This window comes from Streptomyces sp. NRRL WC-3742, from assembly GCF_000720635.1.
GTDB lineage: Bacteria > Actinomycetota > Actinomycetes > Streptomycetales > Streptomycetaceae > Kitasatospora.
In genome coordinates, this window is the sequence record NZ_JOCF01000004.1 from 76,921 (window position 1) to 101,954 (window position 25,034).

The window sequence follows — 25,034 nt, forward strand, 5'->3', positions numbered from 1 at the left end:
GCCGTCAGCCGTCAGCCGTCGGTTGTCAGCCGTCAGCCGACGACCCGACCCGCCACCTCGCCGAACCCGACGACCGCCCCGCCGGCCCCCGGAGCGGTGGCGGTGATCACGACCTCGTCCCCGTCCTCCAGGAACGTGCGCGTCGTCCCGTCCGCGAGCTTGAGCGGCTCCTCGCCGTTCCAGGTCAGCTCGATCAGCGCACCCCGGGTGTCCACCTCCGGCCCGCTGACCGTGCCCGAGGCGAACAGGTCGCCCGTGCGCAGCGAGGCGCCGTTGACGGTCATGTGGGTGAGCTGCTGCTGCGCCGTCCAGTACATGGTGGCGAACGGCGGGCGCGAGACGGTGTGCCCGTTGAGCCGGACCTCCATGGCCAGGTCCAGGCCCCACGGCTCGCGGCCGCGGTCGTCCAGGTACGGCAGCGGCTCGACGTCGCGCGCCGGCGGGGTGACCCGGGCGTGGCGCAGCGCGTCCAGCGGCACGATCCACGGCGAGATCGAGGTCGCGAAGGACTTGCCGAGGAACGGGCCGAGCGGCACGTACTCCCACGCCTGGATGTCGCGCGCCGACCAGTCGTTGAGCAGGCAGACGCCGAACACGTGCTGCTCGAAGTCGTCCAGAGTCACCGGCCGCCCCAGCTGGGAGGGGGCGCCGACGACGAAGCCGACCTCGGCCTCGATGTCCAGGCGCCGGCTCGGCCCGAAGCTCGGCGCGGCGTCCGAGGGGGCCTTGCGCTGGCCGTGCGGGCGCACCACCGGCGTGCCGGAGACGACCACCGTGCCGGCCCGGCCGTGGTAACCGATCGGCAGGTGCTTCCAGTTGGGCGTCAGCGGCTCCGAGCCCGGTCGGAAGATCCGCCCGAGGTTGGTGGCGTGGTGCTCGGAGGCGTAGAAGTCGACGTAGTCGGCGACCTCGAACGGCAGGTGCAGTTCCACCTCGCCGACGGGCAGCAGCGCGCCGGTGAGCGCCTCGCGGTAGGACTCGTCCGTCAGCCAGGCGGTGAGGTCCGCGCGCACCTGGGTCCAGGCCGAACGCCCGGCCGCCATCAGCGGGTTGAGCGAGTCGGCGTCCAGGAGGACGGACGGCGCCCCGGCGGCGCGGGCGGCGGCCCCGGCGTCGAGGACGAAGTCGCCCACGCGCACGCCGATCCGCCGCTGCCCGGGCCGGTCGGCGGCGGTGAACACGCCGTACGGCAGGTTGTGCACGCCGAACGGCGAGTCCTGGGCGCTGACGAGCCAGCTGCGGGGGCTGCTGGGGGTGGTGCTCAACGGTCCTCCTGGGGCAGTGGACTGGCCGGCAGCAGGCCGAGCGAGGCCAGGTCGGCCAGCGGTTCGGCGATGCTGCAGGTGCCGAACGCGGTGAACGAGTCGCGGATCACCGTAACCTGACGATCGGTCAGTGTACGGACGGCCTTGGCCAGTACCTCGCCGTCGCGCTCCGCGAGCACCTCGGTCGCCACGGCCGGGTCGCTCTCCCGCGCGGCCAGCAGCACGTTCAGGAAGCCGTGGTGCTCGAAGCCCGTCGTCGCGTCGGTGTGCCGGACGGCGTTGTGCAGCCCGGCCGTGCACTTGTACGCCAGGCCGCGCCGCGCGCAGCCGGTGAGGAAGGCCGCCAGCTCCTCCTCGTCGGGGAACGCGTCGGCGACCAGCCCGCCGGTGCGGAACTTCGCCCGGTAGCGGCTGCCGGCGATCAGGTCCAGTGCCGCCTCCAGCCCTTCCCCGCGCAGGAGTTCGCGCGGCAGCTCGACGGCTGCGGGAATCTCCGGCGCCAGCAGGCGGTCCAGTTCGGCGAGGGCGCCGGCCGCGTCGCGGGTGGCCAGCTCCACGCCGGCCACCTCGAAGGGCGCGGCGGCGGCGAGCGCCGGGGCCAGCTCCGTACTGCCCCCCGGCAGTACGAGCCCGACCCGTAGCGGCTGCTCGCCCGCCGCCGCCGCGGTCAACTCGTCCAGCCGGCCCGCTCCGCACAGGAGCGGCCCGACGGACTCGGCGTACCAGGCCGCCCGGTGGGCGCGGTGCGCGGGCACCGCCTCGGCGACCGGCAGGTTCCCCGGTGGGAACACCGCCGCGTCGTCGAAGAGCCCGCGGAAGAGCCCGGGAATCACCGAAGCGGCGGGGTTCGCGGAGGTCGCGGAGCTCATCGCCCGGGCCCCCGACCCGCCCACGTCCAGGCGTAGTTGGAGTCCTCGGAGGCCCGCCCGCCCTCGCCGAGCTCCAGCGGCCGGAAGGTGTCCACCATCACGGCCAGCTCGTCGAAGAACTCCACGCCGATGCTGCGCTCGTAGGCGCCCGGCTGCGGCCCGTGGGTGTGCCCGCCCGGGTGCAGCGAGATCGAGCCCTGGGCGATGCCCGAGCCCTTGCGCGCCGCGTAGTCGCCGCCGCAGTAGAACATGACCTCGTCGCTGTCCACGTTGGCGTGGTAGTACGGCACCGGGATCGACAGCGGGTGGTAGTCCACCTTGCGCGGAACGAAGTTGCAGATCACGAAGCCGTTGCCCTCGAAGACCTGGTGGGCCGGCGGCGGCTGGTGGACGCGGCCGGTGATCGGCTCGAAGTCCTTGATGTTGAAGGCGTACGGGTACAGGCAGCCGTCCCAGCCGACCACGTCGAACGGGTGGTGCGGCACGGTGTACCGGGTGCCCGAAACCCCCTGCGGGCCACGGTGCTTGACCAGCACATCGACGTCGCCCGAGTCCTCGACGACCAGCGGCCCGACCGGCCCGCGGAAGTCCCGCTCGCAGTACGGCGCGTGCTCCAGCAGCTGCCCGTACTTGGACAGGTAGCGCTTGACCGGGGTGATGTGGCTGTTCGCCTCGATGCAGTACGCGCGCAGCGGCTCGTCCCCGGCGGGCACCCAGCGGTGGGTCGTGGCCCGGGGGATGAGGACGTAGTCGCCCTGTCCGACCTCGATCGAGCCGAAGACCGTCTCGAGCGTGCCGGAGCCGGACTCCACGTACACGCACTCGTCGCCGAGCCCGTTGCGGTACAGCTCGCTCGGCGCCCCGGCGGCGACGTAGGAGATCCGCACGTCCCCGTTGCCGAGGACGAGCCGGCGCCCGCTCACCACGTCCGCCGACTTCCACTCCTGGCCGGCGAACAGCTCGTGCAGCTTGAGGTGGCGCGGGAGCAGGGGGTGGTTGGGCACCGTGGACTGGTCCGGCAGCTCCCACGGCACCGCGTCGACCACGGCCGAGGGGATGCCCCGGTGGTAGAGCAGCGACGAGTCGGAGGAGAACCCCTCCTCGCCCATCAACTCCTCGTAGTACAGCCCGCCTTCGGGTGTGCGGTGCTGGGTGTGCCGCTTGGGCGGGATGCTGCCCAGCTGCCGGTAGTACGCCATCTCCCTGCTCCCTGTTCCTTCTCGACCGTGCCGAACGGGTTCGCCGCGACGGTTACGGCGGGTGAGGGACCGCCCGGCGCACGCCACGATAGGGGCGATTCGCGCCGGACGGCCCCCAGCGGTCACAGGTTGCCGCGGCGGTCCTGCTCGCGCTCGATGGACTCGAAGAGCGCCTTGAAGTTGCCCTTGCCGAAGCCCAGCGAACCGTGGCGCTCGATGAACTCGTAGAAGACGGTCGGGCGGTCGCCGATCGGCTTGGTGAAGATCTGGAGCAGGTAGCCGTCCTCGTCGCGGTCGACCAGGATGCCGCGCTTCTTCAGCTCCTCGATCGGCACGCGCACCTTGCCGATGCGCTCGCGAAGCTCCGGGTCGTCGTAGTACGCGTCCGGGGTGTCGAGGAACTCCACGCCGCGGGCGCGCAGCACGTCCACGGTGGTGAGGATGTCGTTGGTGGCGAGCGCCATGTGCTGGCAGCCGGGGCCCGTGTAGAACTCCAGGTACTCGTCGATCTGCGACTTCTTCTTGGCGATGGCCGGCTCGTTGAGCGGGAACTTCACCCGGTGGTTGCCGCTGGCGACGACCTTGGACATCAGCGCGGAGTACTCGGTGGCGATGTCGTCGCCGACGAACTCGGCCATGTTCACGAAGCCCATGACGCGGTTGTAGAACGCCACCCACTCGTTCATGCGGCCGAGCTCGACGTTGCCCACCGCGTGGTCCAGCGCCTGGAAGAGGCGCTTGGGCGAACCCTCCGGGTGCTTCACCTTGCTCTTCGCCACGACGTAGCCCGGCAGGTACGGGCCGTTGTAGCGGGAGCGGTCGACCAGGGTGTGGCGGGTCTCGCCGTAGGTGGCGATGGCGGCGCGGCGCACGGTGCCGTTCTCGTCCGTGACGTCGTTCGGCTCCTCCAGCACGGTGGCGCCGGTGGCGCGGGCGTGCTCGATGCACTTGTCGACGTCCGGCACCTCGAGCGCCAGGTCGACGACGCCGTCGCCGTGGCGGCGGTGGTGGTCCAGCAGCGGGCTGTCCGGCAGGACGCCGCCCTTGATCACGAAGCGGCAGGAGCCGGAGCGCAGCACGAAAGCCTTGCGGTCGCGGCGGCCGGTCTCCGGGCCGGAGTACGCGACCAGCTCCATGCCGAACACGGCCTGGTAGAACTGGGCCGTCTGGGTGGCGTTGCCGACCACGAAGACGACCGCGTCCTGGGCGGTGACGGGGAATGGGTCGGAGGCCGCGTCGTGCTCGACGAGGCCGACGAGGCGGCGCAGCTGGTCGGCGTCGAGACCGGCCTCGCGCTCCTCGGGGGTCAGCTCAAGGGCGTGGGACTGCGGAGTCATCGGTCGTTCCTCCAGTTAGGGCCTCGGCTCTGAGGCGTCCGCTTGGATCGCGCACTTGGATCGCGGCCGCGCCGCATTGCGGGTGGGCGGTGCGGTTGGCGGAGAGCTTGCTCCTGTCCGATGGGTTGGGCAACAGGTCGGGTTTTCACTGCTCAATGTGTACAAGCTGATCAGGAAATCCCCGGTCCGACTGTGCAAAGTGCGCGGCCTGGCGAGGGGATTCACCGGGTCTGCGCAACCGCCCCTCCTGCCCCCGGAGCGGACGGCAGATGACGCAGGAACCACGCCCCGGCCAGCTCGGCGGCCCGCTCCAGTGTGCCCGGTTCCTCGAACAGGTGGCTCGCGCCCGGCACCACCGCCAGCTCGCTGACGCACCGCAGCCGCTCCCGGGCCCGCCGGTTGAGGTCCAGCACGGCGGTGTCCAGCCCGCCGACCACCAGCAGCGTCGGGGCGCGCACCCGGGCCAGATCGCCGGGCCCGGCCAGGTCCGGGCGCCCGCCGCGCGAGACCACCGCCCGTACGGCCGAGCCCGGCTCGGCGGCGGCGTGCAGGGCGGCGGCCGCGCCCGTACTGGCGCCGAACAGGCCCAGCGGGAGGCCGCGCGCCTCGGACGGGCCCTCCTCGCCGTCCCCGCCGCCCCCGTCGCCCCGGACGCTCAGGGACCGGGCCACCGCCGCCAGCCGGGCGCCCAGCAACTCCACGTCGAACACGTTGCGCCGGTCCGGCTCCTCGGCCTCCGTGAGCAGGTCGAACAGCAGCGTGGCCAGGCCGCGGCCGTTCAGGTACCGGGCGACGCCCCGGTTGCGCGGGCTGTGGCGCCCGCTGCCGCTGCCGTGCGCGAACACCACCACGCCGCGCGGGGCCTCCGGCACGGTCAGCAGGCCCGTCAGGTGCACGCCCGCGGCGGTCAGCCGCACCTCCCGCTCCGGCGTCGCCGTCCCGGCGTCCGCGGAGCCTAGCAGCCGCAGCACCTCCTCGTCCTGGGTCTGCGAGAAGTCGCCGTAGAACTCACCGATCGCGAAGAACGGCGACGGCGTGGCCACGCACACCAGCTCGTCCGCCGCCCCGGCCAGGCGCTCCGTCCAGTCCCAGGGCGCCACCGGCACCGCCAGCACCACCCGCGCCGCGCCCCGCGCCCGCACGATCCGGCAGGCCGCCAGCGCCGTCGAACCCGTCGCCACGCCGTCGTCCACCACGACCACCGTGCGCCCGCGTACGGCCGCCGGCGCCCGCCCGCCCCGGTAGCGGCGCGCCCGGCGCTCCAGCTCCGCCCGCTCCCGCCGCTCCACCTCGGCCAGCTGCTCCCCGCCCACCCCGGAGGCCCGCATCACCTGCTCGTTCAGCACCCGTACGCCGTCCTCGCCGATCGCGCCCATGCCCAGCTCGGGCTGGTGCGGCACGCCCAGCTTGCGGATCACGCAGATGTCCAGCGGAGCACCGAGCGCCGCCGCCACCTCGGCCGCCACCGGCACCCCGCCCCGGGGCAGCGCGACGACCACCGTGCCCGGGCCGCGCAGATGGCCGAGCAGGGCGGCCAACCGCCGTCCGGCATCGGTGCGGTCGGTGAAGTGGACTCCGGTGACACGCATTTCCACGGCCTCCGGTCTCCACCGTACGTCGCCCGGGCGGGCCCCGGGCGGCGGGCGTCCCGCGCCCCTGCGGGGCCTGGGCGGGGGTGGGCCGGGTCCGTGGCGGGAGAGGGCCGGGACCCCCTGCCGGGACCACTTCCGGGACCACTTCCGGGACCCCCGCCGGGATCTCGGCGGGACCGGGTCGGGACGGCCCGGGACACGGGGGTCCGGGGCCGGGACGGCACGGGCCGGAGGCCGGGAGCGGGACGGGACGCCACTCCCGCGCGGACGGGACGGCGGGCGGCGGAGCGTGGTGCGCAGAGACGGACCGCAGGGCCCGTCCGGGACCCGAGGAGCGTGCGACATGCCCGGCACAGTCATCACCGACCTGCGCCGACGCGGAGCCGTCGACCCGGGCCGCCTGCTCGCCGGCCCGCTGCGCGCGGTCGGCCTGCAGCGGCTCGAACCGGGGCGCAGCGCCGAGGTGGGCGGCGACGGAGCCGAACACGCGCTGTACGTCACCGCCGGCTCCGGCGTCGCGGCCCTGCCCGAGGACGTCGTACGCCCCGACCAGGCCGAGCGCGCCGACATCGGCGTGGCGCTGGTGGAGGGCACGGCGGTCGTGCTGCCGCTCGACTCCCGGACGGTCCTCACCGCCGGGACGGCCGGGATGGAGTACTTCCACGCCATCCTCGCCGCCGCCACCGTGCCGCCTCAGGCCGCCCCCGACCGCACCACCCTCGACCGCACCGCCCCCGAGGAACCCGAAGAAGGTGATTCCCGGTGATCGTCACCACCGACACCGGCTCCGCGATGGTCCTGCTCGGCCCGAACGGCGAGCGGGTGCGGGTCCGCTCACTGGCCCGCCGCACCATGCTCGCCAGCGCCTGCGAGACCTTCGACCACCTGCGGCTCAGCCCGGGCGCCCACCACGTCCTGGAGGCCCGGCGCGATACCGAGACCGTCGTGCACGTGCTGCGCGGCAGCGCCCTCGTCGGCCAAGTCCCCGACGAGGTCGAACACTTGGCCTCGGACGGCGACCTGCTGCTGGCCCGCCGAGGACGCACCCTGCACCTCGAGGCCGGACCGCTCGGCGCGGAACTGCTCTGCCTCACCCTCGTGGCGCCCCGGCACTCCGCCGGTACGCGCGACTCCCTCGCGGGGCGCCGCGCCGAACGCCACAGCCGTCCCTGACCGCCACCCCGGTCCCGCCCCCCGGTCCCGCCACCCCTCTTCCGGGAGACCGCTCATGATCCTCGTCCCCGTCGCGGTGCCGCGCACCGCGCCCGTCTTCCAGCGGGTGATCGACCCCGACCAGCGCCCGTCCGTCCGGGCGGCGCTGGCGGTCGAGACCCTGCCGCCGGGGGCGCGTGCCGAGCAACTGCCCTGCCAGTCCGTGGAGTCGGCCACCGTCGTGCTCGCCGGACGGCTGCGCGCCGCCGACCGGACCCTGCTTCCCGGCGAGGTGCTCCACCACGCGCCCGGCAGCAGCCACCGGCTCGCCGCCCCGCGCGGCGGCGCACCGGCGGCGCTGCTCACCGTCCGTCTCGCGAAGGCCGCAAGGGTCGCGAAGGCCGAACCCGAGGGCCCCGGCATCCCCGCCCAGCGCGGAGGTTCGCGGAGCCCCGGCACCGCCCGGCGGATCGCGGTGGAGACGGTGGAGCTGGCGGCGGGCGAGGCGTTCGGGCCGTACACCGAGGCCGAGGCGGACACCTTTCTGGTGCTGCTCTCGGGAACCGGCGCCCATCTCGGCCCGGACGGCCGCGAAGTTCCGCTGTTCACCGGCGACTTGGTGTACGTCCGGGCGGGTGAGCAGTACGGCCTGCGGGCCGGGGAGGGCTCCCCGGCGGCCGTCGTGCGCGGCCGGGTCGGCGCCTATGTGGGACCTGAACAGGACCTCGAGCCCATGCAAACGGGGCTTGCCCGTCACCACAGTTGAGTACGGAGCGATCGGCCGGAACCGGATCGGTCGCCCGGAGGAATCAGGAGAACCACCTCATGAATACGAAACATTCGATCACGGCCTCCGAGGCGGTGTGCGGACTCGGGGCGATCATGGGACTGCTCGTGGCAGTGACCGCGCTGCGGGAAGCCTGCTCCCGATCCGCTCCGTCCCCGGGAAGCGCATCACTGGGAAGCGCGTCGACGGGAGGTGCGTCGACGGGGCTGTCCAGCGGCGAACCGACCCCGGACGATTGCCGCTTCGACTGCGGGCCCGGCAAGTGACAGAAAACAAGTGACAGTTAACAGCTAACGGCTGACAGATTTTGAAACCTGTCAGCCGTTAGCCGTATACCTGCATCTAGGTCGACAGACGTCACCATCCCGGCCTTCCGGCTATCGTGTCGGCTCGGGCGGCGGGCACCTCGCGCGGTGCGAGGAGGGGCCGTCGGCGAGGGGGATCGCGCATGCCGAAGGGGTTCGCCCAGATGGGCCCCGGGCTCTATGCGACGAGGGCACGGGATCGGCGCCTCGGCCCGGCCCCAGCGGGCAGTGGTGACCTGGGTCTGCTGCGCAGGGGGTCCGTGCCCTGCCTGCTGGCGGTCCTGCGGCTGGCGGCGCATCAGGAGGCGTACGAGGGAGCCGGCATGGGCCTGGCTGCGGAGCTCGTGCGGGCCGGTCATCTCGGCCGCGCGGTCGAGCTGGTTCGCGCGGGCGCGGGCAGGTCCGGCCCGGAGGGGGACCTCGTCCGTCTGGTGCGGATGGCGGGTGAGGCCGGAGACCTGGACGGTGCGGGGGCGCTCGCCGAGTCGCTGAGCGACCGCTCGCAGCGGGACCGTGCCCTGGTCGCCCGCATTCCGGCGGTGGCACGCGCCGGTGAACGCGAGCGCGCCGCCGGCTTGGTGGAGGCGCTCCGCTATCCGCACAGCCGGCCGCAAGCCTGGGCCGGGCTGGCGAAGGAGGTGGCGGACAGCGGTGACTTCCCCGCCGCGCTCGGGTACGCCGTCAGGGCCGCCGAGTACGCCTACGGCGCGGAGTTGGGGCACGTGCTCGTCATGTCGATGGAGATCGCGCACGCCGCCGGCGACCACGTCCTGGCCGGCACGTTCGCCGACCGCGCGGAGGACCTCGTCCGGCGAGAGGGGAGCAGAAGCCTCGGACACCGCGCGTTCTTCGCCGCGCTGCTGGCCTTCGAGGCCCGCAGCGGCGACCTGGACCGGTTCGATGTCGTGCTGTGCAGCCTGGCTCGTGCTGCCGCCGCAGCGGCGGCCGCAGCGGCGGCCGAAGCAGCGGAAGCGGCTGAGCTCGCGGCGGCGGGGGTGCAGGAGGGCGAGGCCGACTCCGATGGCCTGTACCTCACGATCCTCGCCCGGCCCCGCCCGCGTCCGCCCTTCGAGGTGGGGATCGTGTCCGATCTGCTGGAGGCGGTCGCCGAGACGGCCGACCGGGAGGTGGCACTCGTCCTGGCCGCCCGGGTCGAGGAACTGCTCGGCTGTGACGCCGGCTTCGACGGCTCCGCACTGTGGGAGGCCGTGGCCTTGCTGCTGGCCCGGCACGGGCGGCCCGAGCGGGCCCTGGCACTCGCCGACCAGATCGTCGAGCCCGACCTGCGGGCGGCGCGGAAGGCCGAGGTGATCGAGGCGCTGGCCTGGTCCGGGTATACGGACCAGGCCGAGGCACTCGCCCGCGCCCTCACCGACCGTTGGGCGCGCAGCCGGGCGCTGATGGCCGTCATCGGCGCGCTGGCCCAGCGCGGCGAGACGGCCCGGGCCGAAGCCCTCGTCCCCGCGATCCCCGACCGCTGGGGGCGGGGCGAGGCGGTCATCGACGTCGTCTGCGCGCTGGCCCGACAGGGCGAACCCCAACGGGCCGAGGCACTCGCCCACACGATCCTTCTCGGCGGGACGCGGGCCCGTGCCCTGGCCGCCCTGGCTGCCCTGGTGGACGCGTCGGACCCGGCCACGGCCCGCAGGCTGGCGGCCCGGGCCGTCTTCCTCGGTGGCTGGGCGGTCCTCTACGACTTGGAGGAGATCGCCCCCGGCGGGGCACTGGCCGTCGCCGACGAGGTGATGACCTGGTGGGACGCACACCCGCCCACAACGGACGGGACGAAACGGAGAGGACGGCCCAGGGCCCGGCGGCCGTGACGCGAGTCGGACAACGACGGACGGCGGGACGTCGGGCCCGGCCCATGGCTCGGGCGCCGGCGTGGGCCGGTGTGGTGGTGGTACCGGTCGGGCTCGCGTGCGCGGTCGGCGTCCAGCCCGCCGCCATCACCCCGAAGCGCCGATGTCAGCGGCTGTTACTCGTCGCTGAGTAGGCCCGGGGCGCGGTGCCGGGATTACTCCCGGTCCGTTTCCCCGGACCTCTCGCCGAACCCGCCGTGCGCCTCTCAACGCAACGGGCTCTCCACGGTCCTTGCCGTCAGGTCTCCAGCAAAAGCCAGGGGCTGGGAATCGACTTGCTGCGGTAGCGATACCGGGTCACCGGGATCGCACTGATCTTCCGCAGCTCGATCTCGCCCGCCGTGATCGACAGCCACCGCCCGGAGGCGGTGACGAACCGGCGGCGGACGTCCGACCACGTCCAGTGGTGCCGCTCGCGAAGCATGCGGATCAGCCTCCACCAGGTGAAGTTGTCCAGCATGCTGAAGGTGTTCTTCGCGACTGCGTGCCGGAAGTAGTTGGCCCAGCCGTGCGTGATCATGTTGAGACTGGTCAGCACGTAACCCAGGTCCTGCTGCGACGTCCTGCGGGTCAGGGCACGGATCTTCGCCTTCACCGACCGGAGCGGCCGCTGCGCGACGAACGTGTAGACGTGCCACTTGCTCGTTCCTCGCTTGCGGCGCCACTGGATGCGGAACCCCAGGAAGTCGAACCCGTCGCTCATGTGCACGACTCGGGTCTTGGCCGGTGACAGCCGAAGACCGATGGGCCGTAGAACATGTGCGATCTCCTCGCGCACCACCTCAGTGTCCTGCTCGGTCCCGTGGACCAGAACCACGAAGTCGTCCGCGTAGCGGACGACCCGCCAGTTCGGCAGACCCTTGAGGCGCCGTCGTTCCCGCCGTCGCTGCGTCGACATCCCGCCTCCTGGCTCCCATGTCGCGTGCAGATGCTCGTCGAGCACCGACAGCGCGATGTTGGCCAGCAACGGCGAGATGACGCCTCCCTGCGGTGTCCCGGTGTGGGTGTCCTGAAGTTCGCCGAGTTCCGTGAGGACCCCGGCTTTCAGGAACGCCTTCACCAGGGCCAGGACCCGCTTGTCCTTGATCCGCCTGCGGACGCGGTCCATCAGCGCGGCGTGCTCGATCTCGTCGAAGCACGCCTGGATGTCCGCGTCCAGGACCCAGCGGTAGCCGCGGGTCCCGAAGAAGTGGATCTCGGCAACGGCGTCCTGGGCCCGCCGGTTGGGCCGGAACCCGTAGGAGACCGGCTTGAAGTCGGCCTCGAAGATCGGTTCCAGCACCAGCTTCAGCGCGGCCTGGACGACCCGGTCGGCGACGACGGGAATCCCGAGCCGCCGAACCTTTCCGGACCCACCCGGCTTGGGGATCTTCTTCTCCCTCACCGGCAGGGCCCGGAACGTGCCCGTCTTGAGCTGGGCACGCAGGTTGTCCAGGAACCCGGGGACACCGATCCGCTCCTCGACGTCGGCGACCGTGAAGTCGTCCACGCCGGCGGTCCGCGCGCCCCGGTTTCCGGCAACCCGGTCGAACGCCGCGATCAGCGTCGCCGGGTCGTGCACGAGGTTGAACAAGTCGTCGAACCGGCGGCCGGGATCGGCCACCGCCCAACGGTGAAGCTTGGCCTGCATCTCCGATACCCGCCGGCGCGGCCCCACCGGGGCCTGCTCCAGCGTGGCGCCGGTGTTCACCGGTGCGTCTTTCGGCATTGCAGCCTCCTCCCCTCGTACAACCGCTGCCGCCCTTCCCCATGTGCCGGGCTCTCCCCGGCTCGGAGTACTACGGCGGCTCCGCCCCGCCCGTCCCGTTCGGCAGTCGGTGTGCCTATCCCGGCCCGCGAGCTGGCTGCCCGCCGACCGGGAGCCGCGAACGGGCGGTTCCCGTGTTCACTGTGGTTCGCTCGGCGAAGTAGGAGCCCGGCTGTGTCCCAGCGGCATCGCCATGAGTACGCCGCAGACCTTCCTCATGGCCTCCCGGGCGCCACGAATAAGACGCCCCAGGAGTTCCGGCCGCCCGAAGACGACCGTGCGCACCGCACCCGACCCATATCCACCAGATTTGAGTCGGTGACGAAGTTAGGACGTAACAACGCCGGTTCCTCTCGTACTCCTCTCCGCCACGCTTGCCGGACCCGCACCATCTGGCAGTACTGGCACGTCCCGGCGTTGTCAGGGCCGCTCCCGCCCTCCCCGGCACCACCCGGATCAGGCTGCCCTCAGCTTCACCGCCCTGCTGCGACAGGGTCGGTGGCGAAGGTCTCTCACCTCCACTCGAACCAACAACGCTTCACGGCGCAAATTCGTCATCCGTCACCCGTCACCTGTTCGCCGTGCGCGGCAGCACCGCCAGCACCCGGGTGCCCGCGTCCTTCGGCAGCGGCTCGACGGTGCAGCGGCCGCCGATCTCCGCCGCCCGGTCCGCCATCGACCGCAGTCCCACCCCGTCCCCCGGCGGCACCTCGGCCGACTCGTGGAACCCCACCCCGTCGTCCTGCACGGTCAGCGTCAGCGCGCCCTCGTCCACCCGCAGCGTCACCAGCACCGTCCGGGCCCGGGCGTGGCGCAGCACGTTGTTGAGCGCCTCCGCCGTGATCCGGTACGCCGCGACCTCCACGGCCGCCGGGAGCTGGGGCAGCGGATCCGGGGACACCTGCGCCGTCACCGTCAGCCCCGCCCCGCTGAAGGTGTCCGCCAGCCGCCCGACCGCCCGCGCCAGCCCCAGCTCGCCCAGCGGTGCGGGCCCGAGCCGGTCGGTGATCCGGCGAACCTCCCGGATCGCCATCCCCAGCCCCTCGGAGACCGTGCGCAGCGGGCCCGCGAGATCCTCCTCCGCCCCCGAGGCGGCGTTGTCCACCCGCAGCCGCAGCCCGGCCAGTGCGGGACCCAGCCCGTCGTGGATGTCCCGCCGCAGCCACCGCCGCTCCTCCTCCCGGGCGGCGACGATCTGCTCCCGGCTGGCCAGCAGGTCCTCCTGGAGCTGGAGGGAGGCGACGGCGGGGGACGCCTGGTCGGCCAGCGAGCGCAGGATGTCGATGTCGCTCGCCGACAGCCGCTCCTCCCCGGCCCGCAGCCCGATGGTCAGCTCCCCGATCGCCAGCCCGTTGTGCACGAGCGCGAACCCCTCGCTGCGCCCGTCCAGCCGCCCGGCGGTGGCCAGGGTGCGCCGCCCGGCCCGGGTGGTGACGGCCAGGGTGACGCCGGGCAGCTTCAGCTCCTCGGCGACCGTCGCGCACAGCGCCTCCGGCAGCTGCTCCGGGTCGACGACCTGGCGCACCCGTTCCGCGAGCGTGCGCAGCACCTGGTAGGGCTGCGCGCGTTCGCCGTAGTACAGCCGGTCCACCACGGCCATGGCCCGCCGCGCCGCCCTGGGCAGGGCCGCGCCCAGCACGTACACCAGGGCGATCAGCAGCAGGGCGGCCCCGCCCCGCCCGGGCAGCAGCCAGTCGGAGAGCACCGCCGCGGCCACCACGAACAGCGCGGTGACGCCGGTGCCCAGCTGCAGCCCGATGAGGACGTTGCGCGCGGCCCGGTCCAGCTGCCAGCCCCGGTCCCGCACGACCAGGAAGCCGACCGCGACCGCCCAGACGAGGCCCGCCGCGGCGAACAGCGAGTAGCTCAGCCAGTAGTGCTCGGAGCGGGTGCGCTCGTACATGTCCTGCAGCCCGACCCAGAGCAGGTACGCCCCGAGCATCGCCGCGACCCGCAGCCGGTGGCGGCGCAGCCCCGCCCCGCCGCGGTCGCGCTCCTGTGCGGCGGGCCGCAGCAGGCGCGAGAGCAGGACCAGCGCGACGAACCCGATCACGCACTCGCCGATCAGCATGTCGTGGCCGCCCAGGCGGTCGACGAGGTCGACGGCGAGGTGTCCGAGCGGGTTGGACGAGAGCGGGTTGGGCCGCCCGTACGCCGTCCGGTCGGGGAGCTGCGCCGCCACCTCGGGCGTCACCCACAGGGCGACGGCGGCGATGAACCACCACCAGCGCCGGCTGGTCAGCCGTCCGCCGGGCAGCCACAGCGGAAGGGAGTACAGGAGGGTGGCGTTGACGCAGGTGCACACCACGTCGAGGACCAGGGTGGCGCCGACGATGCCCGGGTCGGTGATCTCGACCCAGACCGGGGCCGCCGCCGCGCTCGGCAGGATGGCGGTGAGCGCGTAGACGAGCATCACCCAGCCGAGCGGGCTGCCCGGGCGGTGGGCGTGCAGCAGCATGCCGGCGGCGGCGGTCGGCAGGGTGTAGACGAGGATGGCGAGTTGGTCGCGGGGGTGCGAGACGCCCGGTTCTCCCAGGTGGACGAGCACGTAGCAGATCCACAGCGTCGCGGCGGCGAAGCACACCGCCGTCACGGCGGCGGCGGCGAACAGCTGCCGCTCGCCCCGGGTGCGGCGCGGGGGAGGGGTCACCGTGGTCATCGCACCACCTCGTTCCGGACGCGGCGTTGTCACCGGCCGCGAGCTGACGGGCCGGTGTCTCGTCCCCGGCATTACCTTCCAGTCTCGTCGGCCGGGTGTCCCGGTTGCGTGAGGCAGTGGTCACGCATGTCGTGCGGGACCCCGGCCCCGGGACCCCGAGCCCCGGAACCCGCACCCTGGATCCCGTACCCGGGACCTCGCACCAGGACCCCCGCCGTGCGGACGACCCCCGGGCACGCCACGGAGAGTCACATGATGTGCGCTGTTAGTGTCGGCCGGGTGGATGAACAGCAAGCGACAACCCCCTCGGACCAGCCGGAAGCGACCCCGCCCGTCCGGGTACTGATCGTCGACGACCACCCGCTCTTCCGGGAGGGCCTCAAGGCGGCCCTGGAGAGCGCCGAGGGCGTCCGGGTGGTCGCCGAGGCCGAGCGGGTCGCCGACGTGCCCGGGGCCGTGGCCCGCAGCCGCCCCAACGTGGTGATCATGGACCTCTCGCTCCCGGACGGCTCCGGGCTGGAGGCCGTGCGCCGCCTCTGCACGCAGGAGCAGGCGCCGCCGGTGCTGATGCTCACCATGTCGGACGACGACGGCAACCTGCTCGCCGCCCTCCAGGCCGGGGCGCGTGGCTACCTGGTCAAGGGCGCCGGCCGGGAGGAGGTGCTGCACGCCGTACGGACGGTCGCGGCTGGCGGCGCCGTCTTCGGCGGCGAGGTGGCGGGCCGGATCACCGCGCTGCTCGCCGGGGCGAAGATGCGCGAGGCCGGGCAGCTGTTCCCCGAGCTGACCGCCCGCGAGGCGGAGGTGCTGGACCTGGTCGCCCGCGGTCACGACAACCGGCGCATCGCCCGGGAGCTGGTGGTCGCCGAGAAGACGGTGCGCAACCACGTCACCCACATCTTCGAGAAGCTGCACGTCGCCACCCGAGCCGAGGCCGTCGCCCGGGCCCGCGACATGGGCCTCGGGGACTCCGCGACCCCCTGACAGATGACAGAACACGTCAGCTGAAACCTGTCGGCTGAACTACGTCAGCTGAAACCTGTCACCTGAAACCTGTCACCTGAAGCCCGCCAGGTGAAGCCCGCCAGGCGAAACCCGCCAGGTGAAGGCCGACGGGTGGGACCGGGGGTGCCGGTCCGCCGACCGGCACCCCCGGAGGTACGCCGAGCCCTACGGCCGCATCTCGTACGCGCCCGACAGCGCCTCGACCTTCGCCCACACCTTCGCGGACCGATCGGCGTCCGCGACCGGGCGGCGCACGTGCGCCAGCGCCCAGGCGGCCTGCTCCTCGGTGGTGGACGCCTTGCCGTGCAGCTCGGTGGCGTGCGCGGAGAAGTCGCGCACCAGCGCGTCGAAGATCTGGTCCAGCACGTCCGCGTCCAGACCCGTCAACTCGGCCTGCTCCAGCACCAGCTGGCCGTAGACGATCAGCGCGAACAGCTGGCCGATCTCCAGCAGGAAGTCCAGGTCGGCCTGCTGCTCCTCGCTCGGCGCGTGCTTGAGCAGCAGCGTGCAGAAGCCGTCCGCCTGCTCGCGGAAGCGGGCGACGTTGGGCAGGTGCGCGTGCCGGTAGTAGGCGATGCGCCAGTCGTGGAAGCGAATCGCGCCGAGGCCGCGGGCCGGGCCCTGCCGGAACAGGAACTCGTCGTCGGCGGCGTCCAGGCGGGTCGGCACCGAGGCGTAGTCGGCGGGCGCGAACAGGTAGTTGCCCATGAACTTGAGGATCAGCGCCAGGTTGACGTGGACGGTGCCCTCGAGCTTCGGCAGGCCCCGGATGTCCTTGGCGGCCTTGTCGAAGTAGGTGTCCGCCTCGAAGCCCTTGGCCGCGATGACGTCCCACATCAGGTCGATGACCTTCTCGCCCTCGGTGGTGACCTTCATCTTGGTCATCGGGTTGAACAGCAGGTAGCGGCGGTCCTCGGGGGAGGCGCTGCGGAAGTAGTCCACGGCCCGGGCGCTGAACAGCTTCATCGCGATCAGGCGGGCGTAGGCGTCCGTCAACTCCCGGCGCACGTGCGGGAACTCGGTGACGGGCTTGCCGTAGAGCACCCGGTTCCGGGCGTGGGTGACGGCCTCGTACATCGCGTGCTCGCAGATGCCGATCGAGGCGGTGCACAGGTTGAACTTGCCGACGTTGACGGTGTTCAGCGCGGCGTCGAAGGCGGCCCTGCCGGTGTGCAGCACGTCCTCGGCGCGCACCGGGTAGTCCTCCAGCCGGAACTCGCTGACGTACATCTGGGCGTTGACCACGTTCTTGACCAGGTGGTACGCCTCGTGGCGGCTGTCGGCGGCGAAGAAGACGTAGCCCTCGGGGCCCTCGACGTCGGAGCGGCGGCCGAACACCGAGACCAGTCCGGCCACGTTGCCGTTGCCGATGTAGTACTTGGAGCCGGAGGCGGTGAAGCCGCCCTCGCCGTCCGGGGTGAGGATCATGTCGGTGGAGTAGATGTCCGCGCCGTGGGTGCGCTCGGACAGGCCGAAGGCCATCACGTGGCCCTCGCGCAGGAGTTCGGCGGCGCGGGCGCGCAGCGCCTCGTTCTCGCTCTGCCACACCGGGCCCAGGCCCAGGATGGTGACCTGCCAGGTGTACCAGTAGCCGAGGCCGTAGAAGCCGAGGATCTCGTTGAGCTCGGCGATGCGGGCGGTGTCCCAGCGCTTGTCGGCGTCGGCCGAGGAGGGGGTCAGGAACTCGGCGAACAGGCCCTCGCGCGCGGCGAACTCGAGGAAGTCGGCGTACCAGGCGCGGTCGATGTAGGTGTCGAGGAGCGCCTTCTTGCCGCGGGTCTCGAACCAGTCGACGGTCGCGCGCAGCAGCCGGCGGGTCGGCTCGTCGAACTGCGCGGGGTCGTAGGTGCGCGGGTTGAAGAGCATCGCAGGGCTCCCGTCAGGCGTGGGTGGGGGTGGTGGGTAGGGCGGTGGGTCGGGTGGTGCGGCAGGCGGTGGGCCGGGGTTCGGCTCAGCGCCGGGTGAGGCGGTGCAGCGTGGTGAGGACGTCGTCGAGCCAGGCGATGGTCATCCGCTCGTACTCGATGCCGCCGCGCAGCACCACGTGCTGCAGCTCCCGGCGGGGGTCGGGTCCGGCGGAGGGGGCCTCGGGGAAGTCGCGCTGCTCGCCGTGCAGGTAGCGGGCGAGCAGGGCGGCGTGGGCCTCCCGGTGCCGTTCGACCTCGGAGATCAGCGCGGCCGGGTCGTCGAAGGCGGCGGCGCGGATCTTGACCGCGAGCTCGTGCCGGACGGTCTCCGGTTCGACGGGCTCGCGCAGCCAGTCGGCCAGGGAGGCCCGCCCGTCCGAGGACGCCGCGTACACCTTCTTGTCCGGCCGTCCGTCCTGGGCGACCTCCTCGGAGACGACCAGTCCGTCGGTCTCCATCCGCCGCAGCACCCGGTAGATCTGCTGGTGGGTGGCGGTCCAGAAGCGCCCGATGGAGCGGTCGAACCTCCGGGCCAGCTCGTAGCCGGAGCCGGGTTGCTCCAGTAGCGAGACGAGGATCGCGTGCTCCAGTGCCATGCCCCGCATCCTGCTATGCAACGAGTTGCATAGGCAATGGCGGCGCGCGGCGGTGAGACGCAGGTCACCGGCGTGACCGGATGGTTATCGGTCATTCGGGACGATCGGGTGCAAAACCATCGAGAAGCGCCAGAATGGGGTAGGGCGCATGCGCCTTCACCCATCCGGACCACAGGAGGTGGTATCGGTGGCAACCCATATCCCGACGGGCATGGAGCACCATCCGGACATCGTCGAACTCCGCGAACACTACGAGCGGGTCACCTCGACCCCCCGCGCCCAGGGCATCGAAGCCCTGGCCGTACTGGCCGGCCTCTTCCTCGCGGCATCGCCGTGGATCGTCGGCTCCACCGCTTTCAGCACCCTGACCGTGACCTGCCTGATCGTGGGTCTGGCCTACACGGCGCTGATGGCCGGATACGGATCGGCCTACGAACGCACCCACGCGAGGGCCTGGGCGGCCGCCGCGCTCGGCGTCTGGACGATCATCTCCCCCTGGGTCGTCTCCGGCTCCGTCGCGCACGGCAAGAACATCGTCACCTGCCTCATCGCCGGTGCCGTCATGTTCCTGCTCGGCCTCGCGGCGCTGTCCATGGCGACCATGACGTCGAACGGAGCCTCGATGCGGCGCGGCCGTGCCGGCCGAGCCAGGGGTTGAAACACCCCGCAGCCCGTGCCGGGGCGCGGAGGGCCTCACCGCCCACCGCGCCCCGGCGCACGTCCTCCGCCCGCCCGCCTGCCCGTCTGCCTGTCTGCCCGCCTGCCCGTCTGCTCGCCGCTACGGGCGGGTCATCCGCAGGACGTCCAGGGCTTCGTCCAGCTTCGCCTCCGTGAGCAGGCCCCGCTCGACGTAGCCGCGGTCCAGCACCACCTGACGGATGGTCCTGCGCTCGGCCAGCGCCTGCTTGGCGACCTTCGCGGCCTCCTCGTAGCCGATGTAGCGGTTCAGCGGGGTCACCACCGAGGGGGAGGACTCCGCGTACTCCCGGGCCCGCTCGACGTTGGCGGTCACGCCGTCGATCGTCCGGTCCGCCAGCAGGCGGGCGGAGTTGGCGAGCAGGCGCACCGACTCCAGCACGTTGCGGGCCAGCACCGGCAGCATCACGTTCAGCTCGAAGTTCCCGCTCGCGCCCGCCAGCGTCACCGTCGCGTCGTTGCCCACCACCTGGGCCGCCACCATCAGCACCACCTCGGGCAGCACCGGGTTCACCTTGCCCGGCATGATCGACGAACCCGGCTGCAGGTCCGGCAGGTTGATCTCGCCCAGGCCCGTGCGCGGGCCCGAGCCCATCCACCGCAGGTCGTTGGCGATCTTCGTGAACCCGACCGCCACCGTGCGCAGTTGGCCGCTCAGCTCCACCAGCGCGTCCCGCGCGCCCTGCGCCTCGAAGTGGTCGCGCGCCTCGGTGAGCGGCAGGTCGGTGGTGCGGGCCACCTCGGCGATCACGGCCTCGGGGAATCCGGGCGGGGTGTTGATGCCCGTGCCCACCGCCGTTCCGCCCAGCGGCAGTTCGGCCACCCGGGGCAGCGTCGCCAGCAGCCGCTCGCGCCCGTGCCGCACCTGCGCCGCGTACCCGCCGAACTCCTGGCCCAGGGTGACGGGCGTGGCGTCCATCAGGTGCGTGCGACCGGACTTGACCACCGTCGCGAACTCGGCCGCCTTGCGCTCCAGCGCCTCCGCGAGGTGCTCCAGCGCGGGGATCAGGTCGTGGGTGACGGCGGCGGTCGCCGCGATGTGGATCGAGGACGGGAAGACGTCGTTGGAGGACTGGCTGGCGTTCACGTGGTCGTTCGGGTGGACGGGCCGGCCGAGCCGCTCGGAGGCGAGCGTGGCGATCACCTCGTTGGCGTTCATGTTGGAGGAGGTGCCCGAACCGGTCTGGAAGACGTCCACCGGGAACTGGTCGTCCCAGCGCCCCTCGGCCACCTCCTCGGCCGCCGCCTCGATCGCCGCCGCCGTGGCCTCCTCCAGCACTCCCAGCCGCGCGTTCACCCGGGCGGCCGCCGCCTTGATCCGCGCCAGCGCCGCGATGTGCGCCCGCTCCAGCCGCTGCCCCGACACCGGGAAGTTCTCCACGGCCCGCTGCGTCTGCGCCTGCCACTTCGCGTCGGCAGGCACCCGGACCTCGCCCATCGAATCGTGCTCGACCCGGTACTCCCGCTCGCCACCCATCACGCCCTGCACCTCCTGTACGGGCCTCCCCGTGCGCGGGGACGGCTCCTGATCACCACAGCTCTACCCGGGCCCCGGGTATTTCCGCGAGTGGTGAGGGACCTCTTGGCCCGCCGCCGGTGCTGCCGGGCGGCGCGGCGGAGTCCCGGTGTGCGCGACGATGACCGTATGACCGGTAATGACGCGGCCGCCGCCGCCCTCTCCCGCTACGAGACGATCGCCGAGGACCTCGCCCCGCTCGGCGCCCACCGCTCGCAGATGTTCGGCATGCCCTGCCTCAAGGACGTCAACGGCAAGGCGTTCGCCGGGCTGCACGGCGCCGAACTCGTCTGCCGGCTGGGCCGGGACTCGGCGGAGCACGCCGAGGCCCTCGCCCTGGAGGGCGCCCACCTGTTCGACCCGGCGGGCGGGAGGCCCATGAAGGACTGGGTGTGTGTGCCCGCCTCCTCCTCCGCCCGCTGGCGGCGTTATGCGGAGGCCGCGCTCGCCGCACCGCGCTGAGCCGTGCTGAAGCGCGCTGAACGGTTGCTGAGCCCTTCGGTGCGGCGCGTGTGCGGTGTTTCGCTCCATGATCACTCGATCGGGTGAGAAAGCGGAGCCGCGGCTTCAAACGGCCGTACGGCGCTTCGTACGCTCCTGACCGGGCCCGGCCAGATTCGGACCGGGCGATCGGGACCGAGGGACCAGGGGCGGACGAATGACCACCGAGCACGGCCGGCACAGCCGAACGACCGAACCGGCCGCACCAGCCGAACCGACACCACCGACACCACCGACACCACCGACACCACCGGCACCACCGGCCGGCCCGGCCGGGGGCCTCACCCGCCGTCGGCTGCTGGGCGCCTCCGCCCTCGGCGGCGCGGCCTGGCTGCTGCGCGCCACCATCGGCCCGGACGACGCCCGCGCCGCCGCGCCCGTACCGCCGGGCCTGCCCGCCGGCACCGAGCTGTACCAGCGCGTCTTCCAGAACTGGTCCGGCGAGATCCGCACCGACCAGCTGTGGACCTGCGCGCCCCGCACCCCCGAGGAGGTCCCCGCCCTCGCCGACTGGGCGCACGCCAACGGCTGGCGCCTGCGCGCCACCGGATACCGGCACACCTGGGCGCCGCTCACCGTCGCGGGCGGCACCCCGGAGGCGGCGCGCGTCCTGCTCGTGGACACCAGCCGCCACCTCACCGCCGTCACCGCCGACTCGCCCACCACCGTCCGCGCCCAGACCGGCGCCACCATGGAAGCCCTCCTCGCCCACCTCGCCGACCGGGGCCTCGGCCTCACCGCCTGCCCGGCGCCCGGCGAGCTGACCGTCGGCGGCGTCCTCGCCATCGGCGGCCACGGCACCGCAGTCCCCGCCACCGGCGAGCTGCGCCCCGACGGGCACGGGTACGGCTCGGTCAGCAACCAGGTCGTCCGGCTCACCGCCGTCGTCCTCGACCCGGCCACCGGCCGCTACACCCTGCGCACCTTCGACCGTACGGAGGCCGACAGCGCCGCCTTCCTGGTGCACCTGGGCCGCGCCTTCCTCACCGAGGTCGTGCTGCGCGCCGGCGCCGACCGGCCGCTTCGTTGCGTCAGCCGCCTGGACATCCCCGCCACCGAGCTCTTCGCCCGCCCGGGCGCGACCGGCTCCGGCGCGAGCGGCGGCGGACTGCTCGGGGGAGTGCTCGGTGGCCTGCTCGGAGGAGGCGACGGGCCGCGCACCCTCGCCGAGTTCGTCGAGCGCGACGGCCGCGCCGAGGCCATCTGGTTCGCCTACACCGACTACCCCTGGCTCAAGACCTGGAGCGTCACCCCGGCCAAGCCGCTCGCCTCCCGGGCCGTCGACCAGCCCTACAACTACCCCTTCTCGGACAACATTCCGGAACCCGTCGCCCGCCTCGCCGGCCAACTCGTCTCCGGCGCCTGGGGATCGGCCCCGCTGTTCGGCCAACTCCAGTACCTGATCGCCAAGGTGGCGCTCACCGGCGACCTCACCGACGTCCTGCTCTCCGGGGGCCTGCTGCGGGACCTGCTCACCGGCGACCTGATCACCCACCTACTGGCAGGGGGACTGCGCTCCGACCTCTGGGGCCCCTCGCGCACCCTGCTGCAGTACGTGCGACCCACCACCCTGCGCGTCACCGCCAACGGTTACGCGATCCTCGCCAGGCGCGCCGACCTCCAGTGGGCGGTCAGCGAATTCGCCGCGTACTACCGGCAGTTGCTCGCCGAGTACCAGGCGCGCGGCGAGTACCCGGTCAACGGCGCCGTGGAGATCCGGGTCACGGGCCTGGACGACCCGGCGTCCAGTGGCGTGCCCGGCGCCCGGCCGCCACTGCTGTCCGCGCTGCGCCCGCGCGCCGACCGGCCGGAGTGGGACACCGCCGTCTGGCTGGACGTCCTCTCCCTCCCCGGCACGCCCGGCCTGGAGCGCTTCGCCCGGGACCTCGAGCAGTGGCTGCTGCGCACCTTCGACGGCACCCGGGCGGGCCTGCGCGTCGAGTGGTCCAAGGGCTGGGCCTACACCACCGACGCCGCCTGGTCCGACCCGGACGTGCTCGGCCGGGCCATCCCCGAGAGCCTGCGCGCCGGCGGCGGGCCCGGCTGGGACGAGGCGGTCGCCGTCCTCGACCGGCACGACCCGCACCGGGTGTTCGGAAACCCGTTCCTGGACGGCCTGTTGAGGTAGTTCACGGGCTCGCTGACGTCTCGTCAGATATGACGCTCCGTCAGATGTGCTCCATCACGATCACCGCCAGGGTGTCGGGAGTGAGGGCGCGGAACACGTGCGGGGCGTCGCCGGGGTAGCTGATGTAGTCGCCCGGGCCCAGTTCGACGGGCATCTCGCTCGGTCCGACCAGGGCCCGGCCCGCGCCGATCATCACGTGCTCGACGGACCCGGGCATGTGCGGGTCGGAGGCCCTGGTCTCGCCGGGCTGCGCCTCGATCCGGTAGATGTCGCGACGGGCGTTGGGCGGGCAGGAGGAGAGCACGGTCGCGGCGTAGGTGGCCTGCTCGGAGTGGGTGACCGGGCCCTCCCCGGCCCGGATCACCTTCACCGCCGGGCGCGGCGGGTCGACGAGCCGGCTGAACGGCACGTTGAGCGCCACCCCGAGTGCCCAGAGCGTCTCCACGCTGGGGTTGCCCGCGCCGGACTCCAGCTGGGAGAGCGTCGACTTGGCGATGCCCGCGCGCCGGGCGAGCTCGGCCATCGAGAGCCCGCTGCGCTCGCGTTCGCGACGGATGGAGGCGGCGATCTGGCCGATCAGCTCGGTGCCGGTCCCGGCGGCGGGGCCGGGGGTGCCCGTGCTGCCGGTGGTGCCCGTGGTGCCCGTGGGCTGGGCGGTCTGGTCGGTCATGGTCGGCACGCACACTTTCTCCCGGCTCCTTCGGCCCGGTGCCGTTCATGCTGTCACGGCCGCCGCCGATCGCGCTTCGGGCAATCGGCGTTCGTTCTGTCGGTACTCTCGTTCGGGTTGACGAACCCGGTCGGACGGGTTCACTCTAATGAACATGCGTTCGTTCTTCCGAACCCCTCTCGGGGCCCTGGAGCCGGCGACCCTGCGCAACATCGCCCTCGTCTGTCTCGCCGACGCCCTTGTCGGCGCCTCCTTCGGCGCGATCAGCGTCTCCGGGGGCCTGCCGCTGTGGGTACCGATGGCCATGTCCGTCCTCGTCTTCGCCGGCGGCTCGCAGTTCGCGGCCGTCGGTGTGGTGCTCTCCGGTGGCGGCGCGCTCGCGGCCGTTGCCACCGGGCTGGTCCTCAACGCCCGGATGCTCCCCTTCGGGTTCACCGTCGCCGACGTACTCCAAGGCCCGTGGTGGAAGCGGCTGTCGGGCGCCCATCTGCTCACCGACGAATCGGCCGCGTTCGTCCTCCAGGAGAAGGACCCGCACCGACGCCGGGCCGCCTACTGGACCTGTGGCCTCGCCCTGTTCGTCGTGTGGAACCTCGCCGTGCTGCTCGGCGCGGGCGCCGGCGGACTGATCGGCGACACCGATGCACTCGGCCTCGACGCCGCCTTCCCCGCCGTCCTGCTCGCCCTCGTCCTGCCCTCGCTGACCGATCGCCGCACCCGCACGGCGGCCCTGGCGGGAGCCGCCGTCGCCGTCGCGGCCACGCCGTACGTCCCGGCCGGGCTGCCCGTGCTGCTCGCCCTCGTCGGCCTGCTGCTCGCCGGACGGCCGGCGCCCGCGCTGTCCGTACCGGCCGTCCAGCCCGGGCCGATGCCGAAGGATGCCGTCCGATGATGCCGCTCTACGCCGTCCTGATGCTCGCCGCCGGCACCTACGCCTTCCGCATCGCCGGGCCACTGCTCGGGCACCGGCTCCAACTCTCCGACCGGCTGCGACACTTGCTCACCGTCGCGGCGACCGTCCTGCTCGTCGCCCTGGTCGCCACCGGCGCCCTGACCCAGGGTCACGGCTTCGCCGGCTGGGCCCGCCCGGCGGGCGTCCTCGTCGCCGGAGCCCTCGCGCTGCGCCGTGCGCCGTTCCCGGCCGTGGTCGTCGCGGGCGCGGCGACCACGGCGCTGCTGCGGCTGTGCGGGGTGGGCTGACGGCGGACAACTGACAGCTGACGGATGACAGCCGACAGATA

At 73.0% G+C, this 25,034-nt stretch carries 21 protein-coding genes; 10 read left to right on the forward strand and 11 right to left on the reverse strand.

Going from position 1 to position 25,034, the window contains the following annotated elements; all coding sequences use genetic code 11:
* Positions 1-32: 32 nt before the first annotated feature.
* From fahA to IH61_RS0103970, 5 genes are all read right to left on the reverse strand, one after another.
* Entirely contained in the window at positions 33-1,265 is a 1,233-nt protein-coding gene (gene fahA, locus IH61_RS0103950) for a fumarylacetoacetase (RefSeq protein ID WP_031064923.1), read from the reverse strand.
* Positions 1,262-2,134: a hypothetical protein gene (locus IH61_RS0103955; protein WP_051836236.1), complete on the reverse strand. Its 873-nt coding sequence runs from the start codon at positions 2,132-2,134 to the stop codon at positions 1,262-1,264. The genes fahA and IH61_RS0103955 overlap by 4 nt, the downstream gene beginning before the upstream one ends.
* Positions 2,131-3,333 (reverse strand): homogentisate 1,2-dioxygenase, encoded by a 1,203-nt coding sequence (locus tag IH61_RS0103960; RefSeq protein ID WP_031064930.1) that lies wholly within the window; start codon positions 3,331-3,333, stop codon positions 2,131-2,133. The genes IH61_RS0103955 and IH61_RS0103960 overlap by 4 nt, the downstream gene beginning before the upstream one ends.
* Before the next feature lie 122 nt (positions 3,334-3,455).
* Positions 3,456-4,670, reverse strand: coding sequence for a 4-hydroxyphenylpyruvate dioxygenase (gene hppD / locus IH61_RS0103965; RefSeq protein ID WP_031064933.1), 1,215 nt, complete (start codon positions 4,668-4,670; stop codon positions 3,456-3,458).
* 221 nt (positions 4,671-4,891) lie between these two features.
* Entirely contained in the window at positions 4,892-6,259 is a 1,368-nt protein-coding gene (locus IH61_RS0103970; protein ID WP_031064937.1) for a phosphoribosyltransferase family protein, read from the reverse strand.
* Between the two features lie 346 nt (positions 6,260-6,605).
* On the opposite strand from IH61_RS0103970, the gene IH61_RS0103975 reads away from it, so the two are divergent.
* The 4 genes from IH61_RS0103975 to IH61_RS0103990 all read left to right on the forward strand — a co-directional run bounded on the left by IH61_RS0103975 (position 6,606) and on the right by IH61_RS0103990 (position 10,329).
* Complete coding sequence (locus IH61_RS0103975; protein ID WP_031064941.1) at positions 6,606-7,028, forward strand: hypothetical protein; 423 nt, start codon at positions 6,606-6,608, stop codon at positions 7,026-7,028.
* Complete coding sequence (locus IH61_RS0103980) at positions 7,025-7,435, forward strand: hypothetical protein (protein WP_031064944.1); 411 nt, start codon at positions 7,025-7,027, stop codon at positions 7,433-7,435. The genes IH61_RS0103975 and IH61_RS0103980 overlap by 4 nt, the downstream gene beginning before the upstream one ends.
* Before the next feature lie 55 nt (positions 7,436-7,490).
* Positions 7,491-8,180, forward strand: coding sequence for a cupin domain-containing protein (locus tag IH61_RS46740; RefSeq protein WP_031064947.1), 690 nt, complete (start codon positions 7,491-7,493; stop codon positions 8,178-8,180).
* 469 nt (positions 8,181-8,649) lie between these two features.
* A complete protein-coding gene (locus IH61_RS0103990; protein ID WP_031064949.1) occupies positions 8,650-10,329 on the forward strand; it encodes a hypothetical protein in 1,680 nt (559 codons plus the stop codon).
* A 277-nt stretch (positions 10,330-10,606) separates the two neighbouring features.
* Here the strand turns inward: IH61_RS0103990 and ltrA are convergent, their stop codons facing one another.
* The gene (gene ltrA / locus IH61_RS0103995) at positions 10,607-12,076 is read right to left on the reverse strand and encodes a group II intron reverse transcriptase/maturase (RefSeq protein ID WP_031064952.1); all 1,470 of its coding nucleotides are present in this window, start codon (positions 12,074-12,076) and stop codon (positions 10,607-10,609) included.
* A 607-nt stretch (positions 12,077-12,683) separates the two neighbouring features.
* A complete protein-coding gene (locus IH61_RS42510) occupies positions 12,684-14,774 on the reverse strand; it encodes a sensor histidine kinase (protein WP_051836196.1) in 2,091 nt (696 codons plus the stop codon).
* Between the two features lie 279 nt (positions 14,775-15,053).
* Here IH61_RS42510 and IH61_RS0104005 point away from each other — a divergent pair, with 279 nt between their 5' ends.
* A complete protein-coding gene (locus IH61_RS0104005; protein ID WP_031064956.1) occupies positions 15,054-15,758 on the forward strand; it encodes a response regulator in 705 nt (234 codons plus the stop codon).
* 186 nt (positions 15,759-15,944) lie between these two features.
* Here the strand turns inward: IH61_RS0104005 and IH61_RS0104010 are convergent, their stop codons facing one another.
* Positions 15,945-17,645 carry an acyl-CoA dehydrogenase family protein gene (locus tag IH61_RS0104010; protein WP_031064961.1) on the reverse strand — a complete coding sequence of 567 codons (1,701 nt, stop codon included), beginning with the start codon at positions 17,643-17,645 and terminating at the stop codon, positions 15,945-15,947.
* 85 nt (positions 17,646-17,730) lie between these two features.
* Positions 17,731-18,282, reverse strand: coding sequence for a PadR family transcriptional regulator (locus tag IH61_RS0104015; protein ID WP_031064963.1), 552 nt, complete (start codon positions 18,280-18,282; stop codon positions 17,731-17,733).
* A 211-nt stretch (positions 18,283-18,493) separates the two neighbouring features.
* Here IH61_RS0104015 and IH61_RS0104020 point away from each other — a divergent pair, with 211 nt between their 5' ends.
* Positions 18,494-18,940, forward strand: coding sequence for an SPW repeat protein (locus IH61_RS0104020; RefSeq protein ID WP_031064965.1), 447 nt, complete (start codon positions 18,494-18,496; stop codon positions 18,938-18,940).
* A 120-nt stretch (positions 18,941-19,060) separates the two neighbouring features.
* Here IH61_RS0104020 and IH61_RS0104025 read toward each other — a convergent pair whose 3' ends face one another.
* A complete protein-coding gene (locus IH61_RS0104025) occupies positions 19,061-20,455 on the reverse strand; it encodes a class II fumarate hydratase (RefSeq protein WP_031064968.1) in 1,395 nt (464 codons plus the stop codon).
* 168 nt (positions 20,456-20,623) lie between these two features.
* On the opposite strand from IH61_RS0104025, the gene IH61_RS0104030 reads away from it, so the two are divergent.
* Together IH61_RS0104030 and IH61_RS0104035 are read left to right on the forward strand one after the other, a co-directional pair.
* On the forward strand, positions 20,624-20,956 hold the full coding sequence (locus IH61_RS0104030; protein ID WP_051836197.1) for a hypothetical protein: 333 nt from the start codon (positions 20,624-20,626) through the stop codon (positions 20,954-20,956).
* Between the two features lie 196 nt (positions 20,957-21,152).
* Positions 21,153-23,123 (forward strand): cholesterol oxidase substrate-binding domain-containing protein, encoded by a 1,971-nt coding sequence (locus tag IH61_RS0104035; RefSeq protein WP_078910811.1) that lies wholly within the window; start codon positions 21,153-21,155, stop codon positions 23,121-23,123.
* 40 nt (positions 23,124-23,163) lie between these two features.
* Here the strand turns inward: IH61_RS0104035 and IH61_RS0104040 are convergent, their stop codons facing one another.
* A complete protein-coding gene (locus IH61_RS0104040; protein WP_078910812.1) occupies positions 23,164-23,793 on the reverse strand; it encodes a helix-turn-helix domain-containing protein in 630 nt (209 codons plus the stop codon).
* A 154-nt stretch (positions 23,794-23,947) separates the two neighbouring features.
* On the opposite strand from IH61_RS0104040, the gene IH61_RS0104045 reads away from it, so the two are divergent.
* Both IH61_RS0104045 and IH61_RS0104050 read left to right on the forward strand, forming a co-directional pair.
* On the forward strand, positions 23,948-24,685 hold the full coding sequence (locus IH61_RS0104045; protein ID WP_037971597.1) for an AzlC family ABC transporter permease: 738 nt from the start codon (positions 23,948-23,950) through the stop codon (positions 24,683-24,685).
* The gene (locus tag IH61_RS0104050) at positions 24,682-24,993 is read left to right on the forward strand and encodes an AzlD domain-containing protein (RefSeq protein WP_031064982.1); all 312 of its coding nucleotides are present in this window, start codon (positions 24,682-24,684) and stop codon (positions 24,991-24,993) included. Before IH61_RS0104045 ends, IH61_RS0104050 begins: the two co-directional genes overlap by 4 nt.
* The last annotated feature ends 41 nt before the right edge of the window (positions 24,994-25,034 follow it).